At 62.9% G+C, this 16,888-nt stretch carries 17 protein-coding genes and 1 tRNA gene; 5 read left to right on the top strand and 13 right to left on the bottom strand.

What is annotated here, in order from left to right; translation table 11 throughout:
• Window positions 1–25 precede the first annotated feature (25 nt).
• The 5 genes from pstB to HNQ71_RS26090 form a co-directional block, all read right to left on the bottom strand.
• Window positions 26–832, bottom strand: a complete 807-nt coding sequence (gene pstB / locus HNQ71_RS26110) for a phosphate ABC transporter ATP-binding protein PstB (protein ID WP_095089320.1) — start codon at window positions 830–832, stop codon at window positions 26–28.
• Window positions 829–1,680, bottom strand: coding sequence for a phosphate ABC transporter permease PstA (pstA, locus tag HNQ71_RS26105; protein ID WP_184875815.1), 852 nt, complete (start codon window positions 1,678–1,680; stop codon window positions 829–831). Before pstA ends, pstB begins: the two co-directional genes overlap by 4 nt.
• Window positions 1,681–1,683: 3 nt before the next feature.
• The gene (gene pstC, locus HNQ71_RS26100) at window positions 1,684–2,667 is read right to left on the bottom strand and encodes a phosphate ABC transporter permease subunit PstC (protein ID WP_184875813.1); all 984 of its coding nucleotides are present in this window, start codon (window positions 2,665–2,667) and stop codon (window positions 1,684–1,686) included.
• A 67-nt stretch (window positions 2,668–2,734) separates the two neighbouring features.
• Entirely contained in the window at window positions 2,735–3,790 is a 1,056-nt protein-coding gene (gene pstS / locus HNQ71_RS26095) for a phosphate ABC transporter substrate-binding protein PstS (protein WP_184875811.1), read from the bottom strand.
• A 512-nt stretch (window positions 3,791–4,302) separates the two neighbouring features.
• The gene (locus tag HNQ71_RS26090) at window positions 4,303–8,862 is read right to left on the bottom strand and encodes a PAS domain-containing protein (protein ID WP_184875809.1); all 4,560 of its coding nucleotides are present in this window, start codon (window positions 8,860–8,862) and stop codon (window positions 4,303–4,305) included.
• Window positions 8,863–9,049: 187 nt separating this feature from the next.
• Between HNQ71_RS26090 and HNQ71_RS26085 the strand changes: the two genes are divergently transcribed.
• Window positions 9,050–9,400 carry a hypothetical protein gene (locus HNQ71_RS26085; protein WP_184875807.1) on the top strand — a complete coding sequence of 117 codons (351 nt, stop codon included), beginning with the start codon at window positions 9,050–9,052 and terminating at the stop codon, window positions 9,398–9,400.
• Window positions 9,401–9,437: 37 nt separating this feature from the next.
• Here HNQ71_RS26085 and HNQ71_RS26080 read toward each other — a convergent pair whose 3' ends face one another.
• Window positions 9,438–9,674: a hypothetical protein gene (locus tag HNQ71_RS26080; protein ID WP_184875805.1), complete on the bottom strand. Its 237-nt coding sequence runs from the start codon at window positions 9,672–9,674 to the stop codon at window positions 9,438–9,440.
• Between the two features lie 245 nt (window positions 9,675–9,919).
• Here HNQ71_RS26080 and HNQ71_RS26075 point away from each other — a divergent pair, with 245 nt between their 5' ends.
• Window positions 9,920–10,135, top strand: coding sequence for a hypothetical protein (locus HNQ71_RS26075; protein WP_184875803.1), 216 nt, complete (start codon window positions 9,920–9,922; stop codon window positions 10,133–10,135).
• Window positions 10,136–10,230: 95 nt separating this feature from the next.
• Here the strand turns inward: HNQ71_RS26075 and HNQ71_RS26070 are convergent, their stop codons facing one another.
• Window positions 10,231–10,599, bottom strand: a complete 369-nt coding sequence (locus tag HNQ71_RS26070) for a hypothetical protein (protein WP_184875801.1) — start codon at window positions 10,597–10,599, stop codon at window positions 10,231–10,233.
• A 45-nt stretch (window positions 10,600–10,644) separates the two neighbouring features.
• Between HNQ71_RS26070 and HNQ71_RS35570 the strand changes: the two genes are divergently transcribed.
• Window positions 10,645–10,776 (top strand): hypothetical protein, encoded by a 132-nt coding sequence (locus tag HNQ71_RS35570; RefSeq protein WP_281391405.1) that lies wholly within the window; start codon window positions 10,645–10,647, stop codon window positions 10,774–10,776.
• 135 nt (window positions 10,777–10,911) lie between these two features.
• On the opposite strand, the gene HNQ71_RS26065 is transcribed toward HNQ71_RS35570, so the two are convergent.
• The 5 genes from HNQ71_RS26065 to HNQ71_RS26045 form a co-directional block, all read right to left on the bottom strand.
• Window positions 10,912–11,745, bottom strand: a complete 834-nt coding sequence (locus HNQ71_RS26065) for a glutathione S-transferase family protein (RefSeq protein WP_184875799.1) — start codon at window positions 11,743–11,745, stop codon at window positions 10,912–10,914.
• 21 nt (window positions 11,746–11,766) lie between these two features.
• A complete protein-coding gene (locus tag HNQ71_RS26060; RefSeq protein WP_184875798.1) occupies window positions 11,767–12,348 on the bottom strand; it encodes a VOC family protein in 582 nt (193 codons plus the stop codon).
• A 161-nt stretch (window positions 12,349–12,509) separates the two neighbouring features.
• Window positions 12,510–12,584 (bottom strand) — tRNA-Glu (locus HNQ71_RS26055).
• A 90-nt stretch (window positions 12,585–12,674) separates the two neighbouring features.
• Complete coding sequence (locus HNQ71_RS26050) at window positions 12,675–13,082, bottom strand: VOC family protein (protein WP_184875796.1); 408 nt, start codon at window positions 13,080–13,082, stop codon at window positions 12,675–12,677.
• A 49-nt stretch (window positions 13,083–13,131) separates the two neighbouring features.
• A complete protein-coding gene (locus HNQ71_RS26045) occupies window positions 13,132–13,515 on the bottom strand; it encodes a fimbrial protein (protein ID WP_184875794.1) in 384 nt (127 codons plus the stop codon).
• A gap of 26 nt (window positions 13,516–13,541) precedes the next feature.
• On the opposite strand from HNQ71_RS26045, the gene HNQ71_RS26040 reads away from it, so the two are divergent.
• Together HNQ71_RS26040 and rpoH are read left to right on the top strand one after the other, a co-directional pair.
• Window positions 13,542–14,597 (top strand): RluA family pseudouridine synthase, encoded by a 1,056-nt coding sequence (locus HNQ71_RS26040; RefSeq protein WP_184875792.1) that lies wholly within the window; start codon window positions 13,542–13,544, stop codon window positions 14,595–14,597.
• A 211-nt stretch (window positions 14,598–14,808) separates the two neighbouring features.
• Window positions 14,809–15,720 carry an RNA polymerase sigma factor RpoH gene (gene rpoH / locus HNQ71_RS26035; RefSeq protein ID WP_184875790.1) on the top strand — a complete coding sequence of 304 codons (912 nt, stop codon included), beginning with the start codon at window positions 14,809–14,811 and terminating at the stop codon, window positions 15,718–15,720.
• Window positions 15,721–15,802: 82 nt separating this feature from the next.
• On the opposite strand, the gene HNQ71_RS26030 is transcribed toward rpoH, so the two are convergent.
• Window positions 15,803–16,675 carry an MBL fold metallo-hydrolase gene (locus HNQ71_RS26030; RefSeq protein WP_246462136.1) on the bottom strand — a complete coding sequence of 291 codons (873 nt, stop codon included), beginning with the start codon at window positions 16,673–16,675 and terminating at the stop codon, window positions 15,803–15,805.
• Window positions 16,676–16,888: the final 213 nt, after the last annotated feature.

The following is a 16,888-nucleotide window of genomic DNA, read 5'->3' as shown; positions in this document are numbered from 1 at the left end:
GATCCTAGTCCTCGTATGCCTGAGCTCAGCCGAAGCGGCCGGTGATGTAGTCCTGCGTGCGCTTCTCGCGGGGCGACGTGAAGATCTTCTCCGTGCGGTCGAATTCGACCAGTTCGCCCAGATACATGAACGCCGTCTGCTTCGACACGCGCGCCGCCTGCTGCATGTTGTGGGTGACGATGACGATCGTGTAGTCGGCTTGCAACTCGTCGATCAGCTCTTCGATCTTGGCGGTCGACAGCGGGTCAAGCGCCGATGCCGGCTCGTCGAGCAGGATGACTTCCGGCTTCACCGCCACGGTGCGGGCAATGCAGAGCCGCTGCTGCTGGCCGCCAGAGAGGCTGAGGCCGCTGGCGTTGAGCTTGTCCTTGACTTCGGTCCAAAGTGCGGCGCGCTTCAGCGCCTGCTCGACACGGCCGTCCATCTCGGACTTGCTGATCTTCTCGTAGAGCCTGACGCCGAAGGCGATGTTTTCATAGATCGACATCGGGAACGGCGTCGGCTTCTGGAACACCATGCCGATCTTGGTCCGCAGCAGGTTGAGGTCCTGCGAGCGGTCGAGAACGTTCTGGCCGTCGAGCAGCACCTGGCCCTCGGCGGTCTGCTTGGGATAGAGCTCATAGATGCGGTTGAAGACGCGCAGCAGCGTCGACTTCCCGCAGCCCGAGGGTCCGATGAAGGCGGTGACGCTGCGCTCGGGCAGCGACAGCGTGATGTCCTTCAGCGCCTTGCTCTGGCCGTAGTAGAAGTTGAGGTTCTTGACCTCGATCTTGGCCTTGCCGGCAATTGCCTCGGCGGCGATCGTCATGTCTGGAGACAACATCTGGCTCATTTGTCCTCTCTGCGTCCGGTCAGGCTGCGAGCAAAGATGCTGAGCGCGAGAACCGTCAATGTGATGATGAGTGCACCGGTCCAGGCCAGTTGCTGCCATTCCTCGTAGGGGCTGAGAGCGAACTGGAAGATGGTCACAGGCAAGCTGGCCATCGGCGCGTTGAGATTGCTCGACCAGAACTGGTTGTTGAGCGCTGTAAAGAGCAGCGGCGCCGTCTCGCCGGAGATGCGGGCGATCGACAGCAATATGCCGGTGACGATGCCGGAGAGGGCGGCTCGGTAAGCGACCGACTTGATCACCACCCAGCGCGGCGCGCCGATCGCGGTGCCGGCTTCACGCAACGCGTTCGGCACCAGGTTGAGCATGTCCTCGGTGGTGCGCACGACGACCGGGATGACCAGGATGGCAAGCGCGACGGCGCCGGCGATCGCCGAGAAATGCCCCATCGGCCGAACCATCAGTTCGTAGACGAACAGGCCGATGATGATCGACGGCGCCGACAAAAGGATATCGTTGATGAAGCGCACCACGGTGGTGAGCTTCGAAAAGCGCCCGTACTCTGCCATATAGGTGCCGGCCAGAACCCCGATCGGCGTTCCGACGACGACGCCGATTATGGTCATCACGATGCTGCCGTAGATGGCGTTGAGCAGGCCGCCGGAATCGCCGGGCGGCGGCGTCATTTCCGTGAACACTGCAAGATTGACGCCGGACAGGCCCTTATAAAGCAGCGCGCCGAGGATGAGCGCCAGCCAGGCAAGTCCGATGCCCGCGGCGGCGACGCACAGCGTCATCATCACGGAATTCTTCCTCTTGCGGCTCTGATGAAGCGATGTGGCTGTCGACATCGGTCAGGCTCCCGTGCGGGCGTCAATGCGCATCAGCATGTAGCGTGCGATGGCGAGGATCAGGAAGGTGATGACGAACAGGATCAGGCCGAGCGCCACCAGCGAAGAGGTGTAGAGATCGCCGACGGCTTCGGTGAATTCATTGGCGATGGTCGCGGAGATCGTCGTTGCCGGCGCGAACAGCGAGGTGCTGATGCGGTGCGCGTTGCCGATGACGAAGGTCACCGCCATGGTCTCACCAAGCGCGCGGCCGAGGCCGAGCATGACGCCACCCATGATGCCGATCCTTGTATAGGGAATGACCACGCGGCGGGTCACCTCCCAGGTCGTGCAACCGATGCCGTAGGCGGACTCTTTCAGCACCGGCGGCACCGTGTCGAAGACGTCCTTGGTGATCGAGGTGATGAAAGGCAAAACCATGATTGCAAGGATCAGCGACGACGTCAAAAGGCCGATGCCGTAGGGTGGACCGGCAAATAGGCTGTTGAGGCCGGGAATGCCGTGGAACGCGCTGATGATGAAGGGCTGCACCGTCGTCTGCAGGAAGGGCGCCAGCACGAACAGGCCCCAGATGCCGTATATGATCGAGGGGATGCCGGCGAGCAGCTCAACCGCCATGCCGATCGGGCGCCGCAGCGGGCGCGGGCAAAGCTCTGTGAGGAAGATGGCGATGCCGATGCCGAGCGGCACGGCAATCAGGATGGCGATGGCGGACGTGATGATGGTGCCATAGATCGGCGCCAGCGCGCCGAATTTCTCGGTCACCGGATTCCAGCTTTCACTGGTCAGGAAGGAGAAGCCGAAGGTCGACAGGGCTTGCCATGAGCCGGCAAACAGCGAAATCGCAACACCGCCGAGCAAGACTAGCACCAGTATGGCGGCGGCACGGGTCATTCCGTGGAAGATCGCGTCGGTCAGCGCGAAACGTCTGACAGTCGCGTCGCGCGAACCTCGAATTGCTGGCAAGGCTTCCTGGACAGCACTCATGTGAAGCTCGGCTTTTTGAGTTGAGGGAAAAAGGAGCGCCGCGGCGCGGCGCTCCTTCAAAGCGGTGTTATTCGCCGACGTAGACAGGCTTGCCGTCAGCCTGGATGTCGGCCTTCCACGAAGCCTTGATCAGGTCGACGACGCTGTCGGGGATCGAGACGTAGTCGAGACCCTTGGCGGTTTCCTTGCCGTCCTTGTAGGCCCAGGCAAAGAACTTCAGCGCTTCGCCGGTCGCGGCGGCGTCATCGGGGGTCTTGTGGATCAGCACCCAGGTCGAAGCGGCGATCGGCCAGGTGGCGTCGCCGGGTTCGTTGGTGATGATGACGTTGAAGTTCTTCGCGCCCTTGAAGTCGGCATTCGAAGCAGCCGCGCCGAAGGATTCGAGCGACGGCTCGACGACCTTGCCGGCGGCATTCAACATCTTGGAGTAGGACAGGCTGTTCTGCTTGGCATAGGCATACTCGACATAGCCGATGCCGCCATCGGTCTGCTTCACGGTGTTGGCAACGCCTTCGCTGCCCTTGGCGCCGACGCCGGTCGGCCATTCGACCGCCGTGTCCGAACCAACCTTGTCCTTCCAGTCGGGCGAGAGCTTGACCAGATAGTTGGTGAAGTTGAAGGTCGTGCCCGAGCCGTCCGAACGGTGGACGACGGCGATCGCCGTCGACGGCAGGGTCAGGGTCGGGTTCAGCGCCTTGATCGCGGCGTCGTCCCAGGTGGTGATGGCGCCGAGGTAGATCTGCGCGATCGTCTTGCCGTCAAGGATGAGTTCGCCCGGCTTGACGCCCGTCAGGTTGACGATCGGCACTATGCCGCCCATCACCATCGGGAACTGCACAAGGCCGTTCTTTTCCAGATCGGCATCGGACATCGGCTTGTCGGTGGCGCCGAAGGTCACGGTCTTGGCGATGACCTGCTTGATGCCGCCGCCCGAACCGATCGACTGGTAGTTGAGGCCGACGCCGGTGTCTTTCTTGTAGGTGTCGGCCCACTTGGCGAACACCGGATAGATGAAGGTCGAGCCGGCGCCGGAAAGGTCCGCGGCCATTGCTGCGGAAAGGGTGAAGGTAGACGCTGTAGCCATTGCAATCGCAACGACCGCTGAGCGGATGAAATGTCTCATGTGGCCTGCTCCTGTTCGGAAGATGGTCTCTCGGCGCCATCCTCTCGGCGCCCGCTGAGGCCAATAGCCTTCGATTATAACAGTCGCATGACAGTTTCATGTCACCCCGGTAACGCGTCATCGGGGCGGGGAAAATGCCGGCCGGCCGGCACTTGCGGCGGAACCCGGCTTTGTGCCCGGAATCAGGCACTTGCGCCGTTTCACACCGAGAGTGACCTGCCGCTTCGCGATCAACGCCTCGGCAAAGAAAATCCGGACGGGAACGCGTTGCTCTCGGCCAGATGTCGTGGCCGGGCCATCGCCGAAAACAGGTCCGTTGGGGTAGGTTGACGCTGTTTCATGCCGGCGGTCGCTGCTCCCGCCCGTAACTGGAAGGGCGGAGAATTCGAATGTGGCCATTGTCTCGGCTGGGCGCCGCCTTGGATATGGTGCGATCGCGCCATAGTCTTGCCTCAGCGGGGTGTCGCGAATCTCCGCCGGGCTCCCCCGGGCAAGCCGGTGCGACGCCGGCCTTACCCGGCGTTGCGCTGAGCCTGGCGGCTGGCGCCGACCCAGCGCTCGACCTTCTCGAGCAGGGCCCTTGGGCTGATCGGCTTGGGCAGGTAGTCGTCCATGCCGGCCTCCAGGCAGCGTTCGCGATCGCCCTTCAGCGCATGCGCGGTGACGCCCACGATCGGCACATGCGTGCCGGTTTCTTCCTCCAGGCGGCGAATGGCGGCGGTGGCTTCGAGCCCGTTCATCTCCGGCATCGAGACATCCATCAGGATCATGCATGGATTGAGCCGGCCGAAGGCGTCGAGCGCCTTGCGGCCATTGCCGACGATCTCGAAACCATAGCCGGTCTCGCCGAGAATCTGGGTGAACACCATCTGGTTCACCTCATTGTCCTCGGCCACCAGGATATCCAGCCGGTCGCCGCCGGCCGTCGCGGGCGGCCGGGGCCGAACCAAAGGCGGCTGCAGCAGCGCCCGTTGTTCCGACGGTGCCGGCGGCGGTGGCCGCACAACCTTGCCCGGAGGGATGTCGCCTGCCGGCGGCTGGGTGTCGACTGTGTTGTGGCGATGGCGCTGGATCGTGGCAACCAGCGTCTCCAGCAGCACCGATGACCGCGCCGGCTTGATCAGCTGGGCATCGATGCCGAGATCGCGATAGCTGGTGTTGGCGAGCGACTGGTCGACCGAGGTCAGCATGATGATCGGCGTGCCGGCGAGACCGGCGGTGTTGCGCACGATCCGCGCCATTTCGGCGCCGCTCATGCCCGGCATTTGGTAGTCGAGCACCACGCAGTCGACCGGCACGCCATAGGCGGCGGCCGCGATCAGCACCTTGAGACCCTCGGCGCCGCTTTCGGCCGCACAGGAATCGAACGTCCACGATGTCATCTGTTCGGTCAGGATGGCTCGGTTGACGGCATTGTCGTCGACGATCAGCACGCGCGCGCCGGTCACGTCGACAGGCGTGATGCGTTGCCCGTTCTGCTGTCCCGCCCTCGGCAGCGTGACGGTGAACCAGAACGTCGAGCCCTTGCCCTCGGCGCTCTCGACACCGATGTCGCCGCCCATCAGCTCGACGAGCCGCGAGGTGATGGCAAGGCCAAGGCCGGTTCCCTCGTGCCGCCTCGTCGACGAGGTGTCGACCTGGCTGAATTTCTCGAACACGAGTTTCAGCTTTTCCTCGGGGATACCTATGCCAGTATCGGTGACCGAGATCGTCAGTTTCGTCCCGGTCGGAACCCTTTCGCCGGTGACGTCGACCAGCACATGGCCTTCATCGGTGAACTTCACCGCATTGCCGAGCAGGTTGGTCACGATCTGTCTGATGCGGCCGACATCGCCCACGAACAGGCTCTCGAGACGAGGCTCGATGCGCACGATGAGCTCGAGATCCTTCTCCTTGGCGCGTGTCGACACCAGCGTCGCCACATCCTCGATCGCCTCGGCAAGGTTGAAGGGGGCCGGATCGAGCACCAGCTGGCCGGCGTCGATCTTGGAGAAATCCAGGATGTCGTTGATGATGGTGAGCAGCGCGTTGCCCGATTTGACGATGATGTCGGTGAACGTCTTCTGTTTCGAGTTAAGGTCCGATTTGGCCAGCAGTTCGGCCATGCCGAGCACGCCGTTCATCGGCGTGCGGATCTCGTGACTCATATTGGCGAGGAATTCCGACTTGGCGCGGTCGGCGAGCACGGCGCGCTGCCGTGCCTCGCGCAGTTCGGCCTCGCGCGTCTTCAATTCGGTGATGTCGGTGGTCGATCCGATCAGGTAGAGCGACCCGTCGGAGGCGATCATCGCGCCCTTACGGGCGAATTGATGCCTGACGCTGCCGTCGGCCAACGTCACCGTCTCTTCGACCTCCTGGGTTTCGCCGGTGCGCAGTACTGCAAGGTCGCTGCCGACAAAGGCTTCGCCGTCCGGCCCGAAGATCTCGATATCTGTCTTGCCGATCGCCTCTTCCTTGGCGAAGCCGGTCAGGTCGCACCAGCCCTTGTTGACGTAGAACTGCCTGAGATCGGAGCGCTTCGCGTAGATCGATACCGGGACGTTGTCGATCAGGCTGCGGAACACTTCGTTCTCGCGCATGCTCTCTTCCAGCGCGCGCTCGCGCGCCTTGACCTCGGTGATGTCGGTGCTCGAACCGACCAGATGCACCGATCCGTCCAGCGCCACCAGGCGGCTCTTGCGCGTCATCAATTGCCGAATTGTGCCGTCGCGGTGGGTGACGGGTTCCTCGACCTCCTTGACAGCGCCGGTCACGGCGACCTCCGTGTCGTCATGGCTGTAGCTATCGGCGTCCTGCGCGCCGAACAGCTGGCGGTCGGTGCGGCCGATGACCTCTTCCTTGGCGAGACCGGTTATCGCGCACCAGGCCTTGTTGACGAACTCGATGCTCAGGTCCTGCGCCTTGATGAAGGCAGCCACCGGCAGTTCGTCCAGCACGTGCCGGAACAGATCGATCTGGCGCATCGACTCGCGCAGCGCCTTCTCGCGGCTCTTGATCTCGGAGATGTCGACGCGAACGCCGATGAACGTGCCATCGTCGGTCCGCATGTCGTAGACTTGATACCAGCGGCCATCGGGGTTGTGACGTTCGAACGAGGAACTGGGCAAGCGGTAGCGGGCCAGGATCGCGTCCAGCCAGCGATCGGGATCGCCGTCGTAGAGCTTGTCGACTTGCGGGTCGCCGCTGGTGCGGAAATAGCCGCTCGAACGGCCGAGAGCCAGCGCCTCGCGGAGTGTACAGCCGGGCCGCCATGCCGGCCTCAAGGCCGGCAGCGTGTCCTGGATCTTGCGGTTGGCGAAAACGAACTTGTCGTCGCGATCGTAGATGATCACGGCCGCCGGCAAGGATTCCAGCACGCTGGCGAGATGCTTGCGCGCATCCTCGGCCTCGGTCTCGCGGCGCTTCATGTCGGAAATGTCGAACAGGAAACCGGCGACGTAGTTGCGGCCGCTAGGCATGCCGACGCGGCTCTTCCTGACGATGCGCGAGCGGCTGGCGCCATTGGCTTCGAAATTTTCTTCCACTTCGTAGGCGCGGCCGCTGGCAAGCACATCCCGTTCGCTCTGTTCGAATAGCGCGACATGGCTGCCTGAGACGAAATCGCCGCCGGGCTTGCCAAGCATGGCTTGCGGCGTCTGGCCAAACAAGGCGGCGAACGCTTCGTTGACGAACACAAACCGCAAATGGTCGTCCTTGACGAAGATCGGATCCTTGACGGCGTTGATCACCGCTTCCGCCAGCCGCGCTTTCTCCAGCGCGTCGGCAAGCGCAGCCTCGCGATCCTTCATATCGGTGACGTCGACATAGGAGATCAGCCGCTTGCCGCCGGCCAGCGGCGCCATCGACGAGATCAGCGTGCGCCCGTCATTGCGCGGGAACTGTCGTGATCCGGCCGTGCCGGCCCTGATTTCCGCCTCGCGATCGGCGATATGCCGCTGCCATGTCGCGTCGTCGGAACCATACGGGTCGACGTCGCGGCTGGCGTCCATCAGCTCGCGGAAGCTGCAGCCGATCTCGGCGCGCCGGGCGTCGATCTGCCAGAAATCGTAGAAGGCACGGTTGATGACTTCGGCGCGCAAATCGGCATCGACGACGAGGACACCGATCGGCATCTGGTCGACCATGGTGCGAAGGTTGGCGAAGGTCTCCGCCGTCCTGGCATTGGCGTTCTCGACTTCGGCGTCGCGAAGCTTCAGTTCGGTGATGTCGTAGTAGGTCAGCAGGCGCTTGCCGCCGGACAGCGCGGTGACCGAGAACATCATGGTCCTGCCGTCGGCGTGGAGAAATTCGCGTGGCGCAACGGAGCCGGCGCGAATCTCCTCGATGCGGGTGGCGAGGTAGCGCTGCCATTGCTGCTCGTCGATATCGCCATAGATGCCGTTGCGGCGGTTGAGTTCCATCAACAGGCTGAACGGGGCGCCGACGGTCACGGCACCGTCCGGGATCCTGGACAGGTCGCGATAGGCCTTGTTGACGATCAGCGTATCGAGTCTGGCATCCAGAAGCACCACGCCCATGTGCATGGCGTCCATCGTCCGCTCGAGATCGGCAAGATGCTGGACGGGTTCGCTATCCGCCGCCGGCTTCTGCTCCATGGCCCCGAAGGCACTAGCTAGCGCCGTGACGTTGCGGCCGATGCCGCGATAGCCGGCAAATCGTCCCTCGCCATCGAACCTGGGACAGCCCGAGGTCGAGATCCAGCGGCAATCGGCCCGGCCACCTTTCAGCTCATGGACGAAGTCGCGAAACGGCCGATGCGCCTGCAGATCCGCCAGATGCGCGGCACCGCTGCGGTCGCCGTTCAGGACCTGGTTGAGAAAGTCGAAGCGGAACCGGCCAAGCACGTCAGCCGGATCGATGCCGGTGGCTGCCTGATAGTTCTGCGAAAGCCAGGAGAAGCGCAATTCGGCGTCGGTCTCCCAGACCCAGTCCGAACCGGCTTCGACCAGTTGGCGCAGCGTATCGGGCGAATCCCTGTCGGCAGCGGACGACGATGCATCGTCGCCATGCGTTGCCGATTTGCGAGGGCCGCGCCTGCCACGCGCGCCAATTGTGTCGTCCGCTTCCGCCATGCCGTCCCCACCCGAAAACCAAGGCCGAACCCTCCCCGCGGTTCGTCGCCGGAATGTGCCCGACAAGCATTAACGATCCGCTAACCTTAACAGGCGGTTAGATATTTGGGCCGACACCGGCCTGCGTTGTTCCGCCGGCTTGCCGGCAGGATTGAAGCCGCTATATAAGTTTCAAGGGATATTGCGGATGGTTGGACGGACCTTGCCTTGTTTCATGGGGCTGATGCTGCTTTTCGGCAGCGGCTGCTCGCGCACCTATGACGGCACCGTGGTCATCCCGAGGCCGCTCGATGTCAGGCGCTTCTGGGATCGGCCGCCACCGCATGTCGAATACGGACCGGTTGAAGAAGGCGCCTTTCCGGTGGCGCCGCAGCCGCCGCAGCGATTTTCCGAGCGCAGGGTGGTAACCCATGCCCCGCCAAGACGGCACCGGACGAGGGTCTCGACCACACAAGCCTCCCCGTCTGAACCGGCGAAGCTGCTCACGTGCAGAAACGTCAGCGAGCCTGGCAAGAGAGCTCGCATGGTCTGCGAATAGCGATCGATCGGCAAAATGCCCGTCAGGGAGCTTGCCTTCAGAGCGAGGCGGCACCTTTTTTGGGTTCTTTGGCACCGAGCTTGTCGAGTGCAAAACGCACTTGACGCAAATCGTCCTGCCAGCCGTCTTCGTCGCCCATCGAGCTCTCCGAGGCCGCCCGCTGCAGCCCACGCGCCTCGGATTCGATGTCGCGCAGCTCAGCGATTTTCTGTTCGGTGGTCAGGGAGCCGTCTTCGACGATCTCCAGCACCCGCATTTCCCTGAATGTGGCCATGACGTTTCTCCTGGCTAATGTCGATCACAACGCCGTGAGCGCCCCTCTGTTCCGGGCAGATTCTGGGTTCCGACAGGTTCGCAGCGAAAGGCGGTGGTCAGTCGGCCGGGAAGAAGGCCGGGCCGACGACGCGCACCGACCGCTTGCCGGCTTCGATCGACTGGAGGGATCAATCCGTCGTTACCGCAAGCTGGATTTGAAACCTTTGCCTGGCCTTCGGCGTTAATGGCCAAAGGAGAACGCAGATGTCGATCCATTTCACGGTTTCGGACCTGACAAGAAACCTGTTTCACTCGCTGGGGCTGGATCACGTGCGTGCACCAAGGCCCCTCAACGCCGAGCAAAACCTGTTGCTGGAATGCTATCTGGCCGGCCAGGTCCCGGAATCGGCCTGGAACGACTACGTCTTCGAGACGCCTGACCTTGCCCGGCATGCCGAGGCACGGCGCAGCCACCACTGAGCCGGCACGAGCCAGGGCCGGACGAACCGCCGGTATACGGAGGTTTCGACGCGCCTGTCGGCTTACGTCGGTGGTCGGCCTACGTCGTTTGTAGCTTATTTGGGCGAGGTGAATTGCAACGTGAACACGTTGCCAGCGACACCTTGTGCCAACTTCGATGAGAAGGTCAGGGGCAGGCAATTCTGCAAGGCCGTCGTCGCGGCGTCGACAAATGATTTTTTCGCCTTGGCGTCGCCGTTCACATGGATGGCTGTCGGCCTCGGGGGGCCGATCAGCGTGCCATCCCGCTTGAAGCTGAAGCTCAGGGTAACGCTGGCAGTTCCGGCGTCCGCCGGCGGTGTCCAGCATGCCTGGATCGCAGCCCCAACATCGCCCATGTTGTTGAGTTCAGCGGCATTTGAAGGATGAACGGCGCCTGCCAGCATCATGCAAACAATCGCAGCCTGCCTCGCAACGCTTTTCATCGCCAGCCCTCGTCTCGACCGACAGTCCATGCCGGACTGCTGAAAATGGATGGTAAGGCCAACGCCGACAATGACAATATCTCTCGGCAAAAAGTTGATGCCAAAAATGCGACACCGGAGCAATTCCAGGAAAGGTGTGAAACGGGTTTTCCGTCTGGAATTGCGTTAAAACAGTGAGCGAAAGCAAAAAGGCCGGCATTGCGCCGACCTTTCCTTCCACCTCGGCGCCAGTACATCCGTGGTCGCGGGGTGAATTATCGGCAGTAGACAGGGCTTTGGTTAACGAATCCTTAACCTGGGGGCCCTTTAACCTCAGGCCTTGGCTTGCGATCTCACATAGGCGATGTAGCCGCGCACGTCGCCGGCCGGCTCGGCGTAGGCCTTGCCGAGCGCCTTCTCGATCGCCGCCATATACTCCTTGGCCCATTTGGGCAGGGGATAGTCGACGACCGCCAGGAACTCGAGCGTCGCCGCCAGGCGGATGTCGGCGATCGACGGGTTCTTGCCGCCGATGAACGGCTTGCCGTCCCTGAAGAAACTGTGGAAGACCTCCAGCGGCTCGGCAATCGCGGCCATCGCTGCCTTCTGGGCTTCGGACTTCTTGTCGGGGTGGGCGTCGCTGTGGCCGACCTCGCCGGCATATTGCGGGAAGCCGAGGAACGGATAGGTGGCGCGCGCCACATAGGGGTAGAGCGTACCGACCAGGTAGAACATGGCACTGTCGATCATCGCCCGCTTGGCCGGCGCCTTGGGATAGAACTTCTCCAGCCCGTGCTTGTTCGCCAAATATTGCATGATGGCGCAGCTTTCCCACAACACGCCTCTGGGAAGGCCCTTGTCCTCGATCATTGGTGTCAAATGCGAGGGGTTTCGCGCCGTGAATTCCGGCGAGCGGGTATGGCCCCAGGCATCGGTCTCGTCGGCGCCCAGCCCGGCCGCGCGTGCGAACACCCGAACTGTCATGTTGTTGACGCTGGGCTTCAGCATGCTCAGCTTCACGGCAGGTTTCTTAGCCGACTTCGCCTTGGCCTTCGCGGCGGGCTTGGCAGCAGCCTTCACCGCCGGCTTTGCCGCCGCCTGCGCCGCCGGTTTTGCGGCTGCTTTGGCCGCGGGTTTTTTCGCACTCTTCGTCGCTGTCTTGGCCATTTGTTCCTCCCTCTGGTTTGTTCAGTATGGGTTCTTCGGCGCCCGATCGTCCGACAAGGTTGCGCGCGAACGCTCGACGAGCGCCTGGATCGCATCGGCGAGATGCACTTCCGCAATGTTGTAGTCGCCGCGCGCGACACGCAGCCTGTGCGCTTCCATCAACACATCGGCATGGGTGAACCCCGCCGGCGGCTCGAAGCGGTAGGAGGCGAGTTCGATCAGCAGGCCGAGCGGATCCTCGAAATAAATCGAATCCATGAAGCCGCGATCCTTGACGCCGCTGTGCTTGATGCCGCGCTCGTCGAGCCGGCCAACCGCCTGCAGGAAGGTGACGCGCGACACCGAAAAAGCGATGTGGTGGACGCAACCCGGATCGGTCGGCGTGCGCCGCTTCTCGGGCGTGCGGTTCTCGTCGGTGAAGATGGTGATCAGCCGGCCGTCGCCCGGATCGAAGTAGAGGTGGCTCTCTTTTGCCTTGTCGAGGTTGGGCTGCTCGAAGATGAACGGCATGCCGAGCACGCCTTCCCAGAAATCGATCGAGGTCTGGCGCCCGGCGCCGACCAGCGTGATGTGATGCACGCCCTGCGATTGCAGTTTCTGCATTGGCCTTCCTCCCCGCACGGCATCAACTGCCGGTCTGGATCCCCGGCGTTCTGCGCGCCGCTCGAGCCGTGCCTCAGGATCCAAGCCGTAATGCTAATGCAATCGGCCCCGCTGCGCCAGAAGCGACGAATGCAGAGAGAGCGGATGATTGGTGGAGAGAGTGGTACGCCCAAGGGGAATCGAACCCCTGTTCCCGCCGTGAGAGGGCGGTGTCCTGACCGCTAGACGATGGGCGCGTTCAAGAACCGGCGATATAGGCTGACGGCTGGGAAAAAGCAACTGGGCTTCGCCGGCTTTGTCATATCGAGGAAAAGCCGGCCAACAGCCTACCGTTTCGGCTCGATCAGGTCCCAGAGATTGCCATGCAGATCGGCGAAAACCGCCACCGTGCCATAGGGCTCGAAGCGTGGCGCTTCGCGGAATTCGACACCCTTCTCCAGCATCGCCGCATGGTCGCGGGCAAAGTCCTCGGTTTCGAGGAACAGGAAGACACGGCCGCCGGTCTGGTTGCCGATGCTTTTCCTTTGTGCCTCATCGGAAGCCTCGGCCAGCAGCAGTTTCGCGCCCTGCCCTTCGGCCGGCGCGACCGTGACCCAGCGCTTGCCACCACCGAGATCGACATCCTCGACCAGCAGGAAACCCAGCCGCTCGACATACCAGGCAATCGCCTCGTCATAATTGGCGACGACCAGGGCGACGGTCGCGACGCGACGATGTTCGGCGAACTCGGTCATCGCTGACGCCTGCTCATTTGTTGCCGACCGCTCTTTTGTCGCGGCCCGCTCATCTGTTGCGAATTGCAAAACGGCCGATCATCCGGCGCTCTGTGATATCGTAGATGAAGATCGTGCGGCTGCCGTCGGTGAGCTCGGCGTCGATGGACACGCGGTTGCCGGACAGCGACTGGCTGACCACCTTGGCCCCGACCGGCAGCACGATGTCGCCGCTGACCGGCTCGCCGGCCGGCGCCTGGATGTCACCGGCCAGCGGCGGGTTCGCCGGTGGCGCGTTGCGGGCTTTGTAGACAAGGGCGCCGATCACCACCATAAGGGCAAGGAACAGCAGGCCGAGATTGATCCCGACGAATCGGACGAGTTTCCTGCGCACCTTTTCGACCTCGGGGTCGAGCGGTTTCTCCTGATCTTCCTCGGCAATTGGGCTGGCCATGGCAAATAGTCCGGAACGGTTTTTCAATGAGCGCTCATAGCGAAGAGGCCCCTGAATTGATAGAGGACCAATTCATAGCGGCGCCGCCCACCGTGCTGGTGGCGGGCGCGGATGCGGCCGGTCAGCGCCTCGACCAGTGGCTGGCGGCGAGCCTCGGCCCGGACATGTCGCGCAGCCGCGTGCAGATGCTGATCAGGCAGGGCGCGGTCAGGGTCGACGGCAAGCCGGTCGACGAGACCAAACGCAAGATGACGCCGGGCGAGAGCGTCTCGGTCGCCATGCCGGAGCCGGAACCGGCGGAGCCACAAGGCGAGAACATCGCGCTCGACGTGCTCTATGAGGATGACGAACTGATCGTCATCAACAAGCCGGCCGGCCTGGTCGTGCATCCCGGCGCCGGCAATTGGACCGGCACGCTGGTCAACGCGCTGATCCATCATTGCGGCGACAGCCTTTCCGGCATCGGCGGCGTGCGCCGTCCGGGCATCGTCCACCGCCTCGACAAGGAGACCAGCGGCGTCATGGTGGTCGCCAAGACCGATCGCGCCCACAAATCGCTGTCCGAAGCGTTCGCCGATCACGGCCTGACCGGCGATCTCGAACGCGCCTATCTGGCTTTGGTCTGGGGCATACCGCAGCGGCCGACGGGCACGGTCGACGCGCCGCTCGGCCGCGCCGCCGACCGCGTGCGCCGCGCCGTGGTGCCGGAAGGACGCGACGACGCCCGCCATGCCGTCACCCACTTTACCGTGCGGGAGCGCTTCGGCGTCGATCAGCAGGAGTTCGCCACGGCCAGCCTGGTCGAATGCCGGCTCGAGACCGGCCGCACCCACCAGATCCGGGTCCACATGGCGCATATCGGCCATCCGGTGATTGGCGACCCCGACTATGGCCAGGCCTTCCGCACCAAGGCCAACCGGCTGCCCGAACCGCTGAAAAGCCAGGTCAAGGCATTTTCCCGGCAGGCTTTGCATGCCTGGCTCCTTGCGTTTAGCCACCCGACTACCCATTTAACGATGAGGTTCGAGGCGCCGATACCGAGGGACATGGAGGAACTCGTCGGCGGCTTTCGCAAGCTCTGAACCGGTCACCAACAAGCTTCAAGCTAGCCATCAAAAAACCTGACTGGCATTGTTCACTTCAGCGTGACACACTGTTTCGTGTTGAACAAACGCCTGTCTTTTCTGGTTTTGTTCCTGTATATATCTGGTGTCGCGGGCGAGCCTTTTGGTGCTCGCGTCACATGCCCGCCGCGTTTCGGGGGCATCACTCCAATAGAGAGGGGGCGCTATCATGGCCCAGTCACTACCCAGTATCGTTTCCGGCGAAGGCGGCCTCAGCCGCTACCTGGAAGAAATCCGTCGCTTTCCCATGCTGCAGCCGCAGGAAGAGTACATGCTCGCCAAGCGATATGCCGAGCATGAAGACACCTCCGCTGCACACAAGCTCGTCACCAGCCACCTTCGGCTCGTCGCCAAGATCGCCATGGGCTATCGCGGCTACGGCCTGCCGATCGGCGAGGTGATCTCGGAAGGCAATGTCGGCCTGATGCAGGCCGTCAAGAAATTCGAACCGGAGCGCGGCTTCCGCCTCGCGACCTACGCCATGTGGTGGATCAAGGCCTCGATCCAGGAGTACATCCTGCGCTCGTGGAGCCTGGTCAAGATGGGCACGACCGCCAACCAGAAGCGCCTGTTCTTCAACCTGCGCAAGGTGAAGGGCAAGATCCAGGCGCTGGACGACGGCGATCTCAAGCCCGACCAGATCGCCGAGATCGCCACAAGGCTGAACGTTTCCGAGGCCGAAGTGGTGTCGATGAACCGCCGCCTGTCGGGCGACGCCTCGCTCAACGCCCCGATCCGGGCAAGCGAAGGTGAATCCGGCGAATGGCAGGACTGGCTGGTCGACGACCATGAAAGCCAGGAAGAGATGCTGATCGAGCAGGACGAGCTGGAAAACCGGCGCGGCATGCTGTCGGGCGCTCTTGCCGTGCTTAACGAGCGCGAGCGGCGCATCTTCGAGGCTCGTCGCCTCGCCGAGGAGCCGCTGACCCTGGAAGAGCTGTCGGCCGAGTTCGACATCAGCCGCGAGCGCGTGCGCCAGATCGAGGTGCGCGCCTTCGAGAAGGTGCAGGACGCGGTCAAGGCCGCCGCCAAGCGCCAGACCCAGGCGCTGCGCACCATCGAGGCACAGCCGGCGGCGTAAAGCCAACTTCGGCAACGAAATAAAAAGGCGGCGTCAGGAAACTGACGCCGCCTTTTTTGTACTGCTGTCTGGCGCCGTCAGGTCAAAGTGAGTCCAGCGGAAATTTCAGATACCGCCGGCCATTGGCTTCCGGGTCGGGCAGCCGTCCGCCATTCATGTTGACCTGCAGCGCATGCAGGATCAGCCTCGGCATCGGCAGTGTCCTGTCGCGGGCTTCACGCAGGGCGACGAAATCAGCCTCGGTGCGAGCGGCAACAAGATGGATATTGCTGGCCTTCTGCATCGCAACCGTGCTTTCCCACAACGGCTCTCGTCCACCGGGCTGATAGTCATGGCCGACGAAAACCCGCGTCTCGTCCGGCAACGCCAGGATGTCCTGGATCGAGTGCCACAGCCGCGCCGCACTGCCGCCGGGAAAGTCCGCCCTCGCGGTGCCGCTGTCTGGCACGAACAGCGTATCGTGGATGAAGGCGGCATCGCCGATCACATAGGTGATCGAGGCCAGCGTGTGCCCGGGGGAGAACAGCACCGTGACCGGAAGGGTGCCGATCCGGAAGGTCTCGCCTTCCCCGAACAGTCTGTCCCACTGCGAACCGTCGGCGGGAAAATCCGGCCAGTTGTAGATCGCCTTCCACAGTTTCTGGACGTCGACGATCCTCTCGCCGATCGCCGTGGGCGCGCCGGTCTTAAGCTTCAGATAGTGTGCCGCCGAGAAATGGTCGGCATGCGGATGGGTATCGAGAATCCACTCGACGCCCAGCCCCTGCTCGCTGACGAAGTCGAGCAGGGCATCGGCGCTCTTCGTCGCCGTGACGCCCGACCTCTCGTCGAAGTCGAGGATCGGATCGATGATGGCGCATCGTTTCGTCGCCGGGTCGGCGACGACATATTGGATGGCCCCGGTCGGCTTGTCATAGAAGCCGCTGACCTGCGGCCTGGCCAAAGCTAGGTCCAATTTCAGCCCCCCAACCCTTGATGCATGTCGCTCAAAAGTGGCCCCGGCTTTGCGAGAACGACATGCATGACAACTCAGACCTGGGCGCGCCATCTGAATCCATTCAGAAGCGACGCGCTTTGGTCGGCAGGAATGATTTTCTCCACCGGCACCCAAGGGGAGCATGGTTGCCCCCTCGCGTAACCCAGTCAAGTATCATTTCGCTCGCTGCGG

Source organism: Mesorhizobium sangaii, assembly GCF_014207355.1.
In the GTDB taxonomy this organism is placed as follows: domain Bacteria; phylum Pseudomonadota; class Alphaproteobacteria; order Rhizobiales; family Rhizobiaceae; genus Mesorhizobium; species Mesorhizobium sangaii.
This window is presented reverse-complemented; position numbering and strand designations above follow the sequence as displayed.

Excerpts from the sequence above, each read along its gene's own strand:
- HNQ71_RS26045 (WP_184875794.1), bottom strand. The coding sequence starts at position 13,515 with ATGGCCAGCCCAATTGCCGAGGAAGATCAGGAGAAACCGCTCGACCCC.
- HNQ71_RS26090 (WP_184875809.1), bottom strand. The coding sequence starts at position 8,862 with ATGGCGGAAGCGGACGACACAATTGGCGCGCGTGGCAGGCGCGGCCCT.
- HNQ71_RS26075 (WP_184875803.1), top strand. The coding sequence starts at position 9,920 with ATGTCGATCCATTTCACGGTTTCGGACCTGACAAGAAACCTGTTTCAC.
- pstA (WP_184875815.1), bottom strand. The coding sequence starts at position 1,680 with ATGTCGACAGCCACATCGCTTCATCAGAGCCGCAAGAGGAAGAATTCC.
- HNQ71_RS26085 (WP_184875807.1), top strand. The coding sequence starts at position 9,050 with ATGGTTGGACGGACCTTGCCTTGTTTCATGGGGCTGATGCTGCTTTTC.
- HNQ71_RS26050 (WP_184875796.1), bottom strand. The coding sequence starts at position 13,082 with ATGACCGAGTTCGCCGAACATCGTCGCGTCGCGACCGTCGCCCTGGTC.
- rpoH (WP_184875790.1), top strand. The coding sequence starts at position 14,809 with ATGGCCCAGTCACTACCCAGTATCGTTTCCGGCGAAGGCGGCCTCAGC.
- pstC (WP_184875813.1), bottom strand. The coding sequence starts at position 2,667 with ATGAGTGCTGTCCAGGAAGCCTTGCCAGCAATTCGAGGTTCGCGCGAC.
- pstB (WP_095089320.1), bottom strand. The coding sequence starts at position 832 with ATGAGCCAGATGTTGTCTCCAGACATGACGATCGCCGCCGAGGCAATT.
- HNQ71_RS26080 (WP_184875805.1), bottom strand. The coding sequence starts at position 9,674 with ATGGCCACATTCAGGGAAATGCGGGTGCTGGAGATCGTCGAAGACGGC.
- HNQ71_RS26060 (WP_184875798.1), bottom strand. The coding sequence starts at position 12,348 with ATGCAGAAACTGCAATCGCAGGGCGTGCATCACATCACGCTGGTCGGC.
- HNQ71_RS35570 (WP_281391405.1), top strand. The coding sequence starts at position 10,645 with ATGGATGGTAAGGCCAACGCCGACAATGACAATATCTCTCGGCAAAAA.
- HNQ71_RS26070 (WP_184875801.1), bottom strand. The coding sequence starts at position 10,599 with ATGAAAAGCGTTGCGAGGCAGGCTGCGATTGTTTGCATGATGCTGGCA.
- HNQ71_RS26065 (WP_184875799.1), bottom strand. The coding sequence starts at position 11,745 with ATGGCCAAGACAGCGACGAAGAGTGCGAAAAAACCCGCGGCCAAAGCA.
- HNQ71_RS26040 (WP_184875792.1), top strand. The coding sequence starts at position 13,542 with ATGAGCGCTCATAGCGAAGAGGCCCCTGAATTGATAGAGGACCAATTC.
- pstS (WP_184875811.1), bottom strand. The coding sequence starts at position 3,790 with ATGAGACATTTCATCCGCTCAGCGGTCGTTGCGATTGCAATGGCTACA.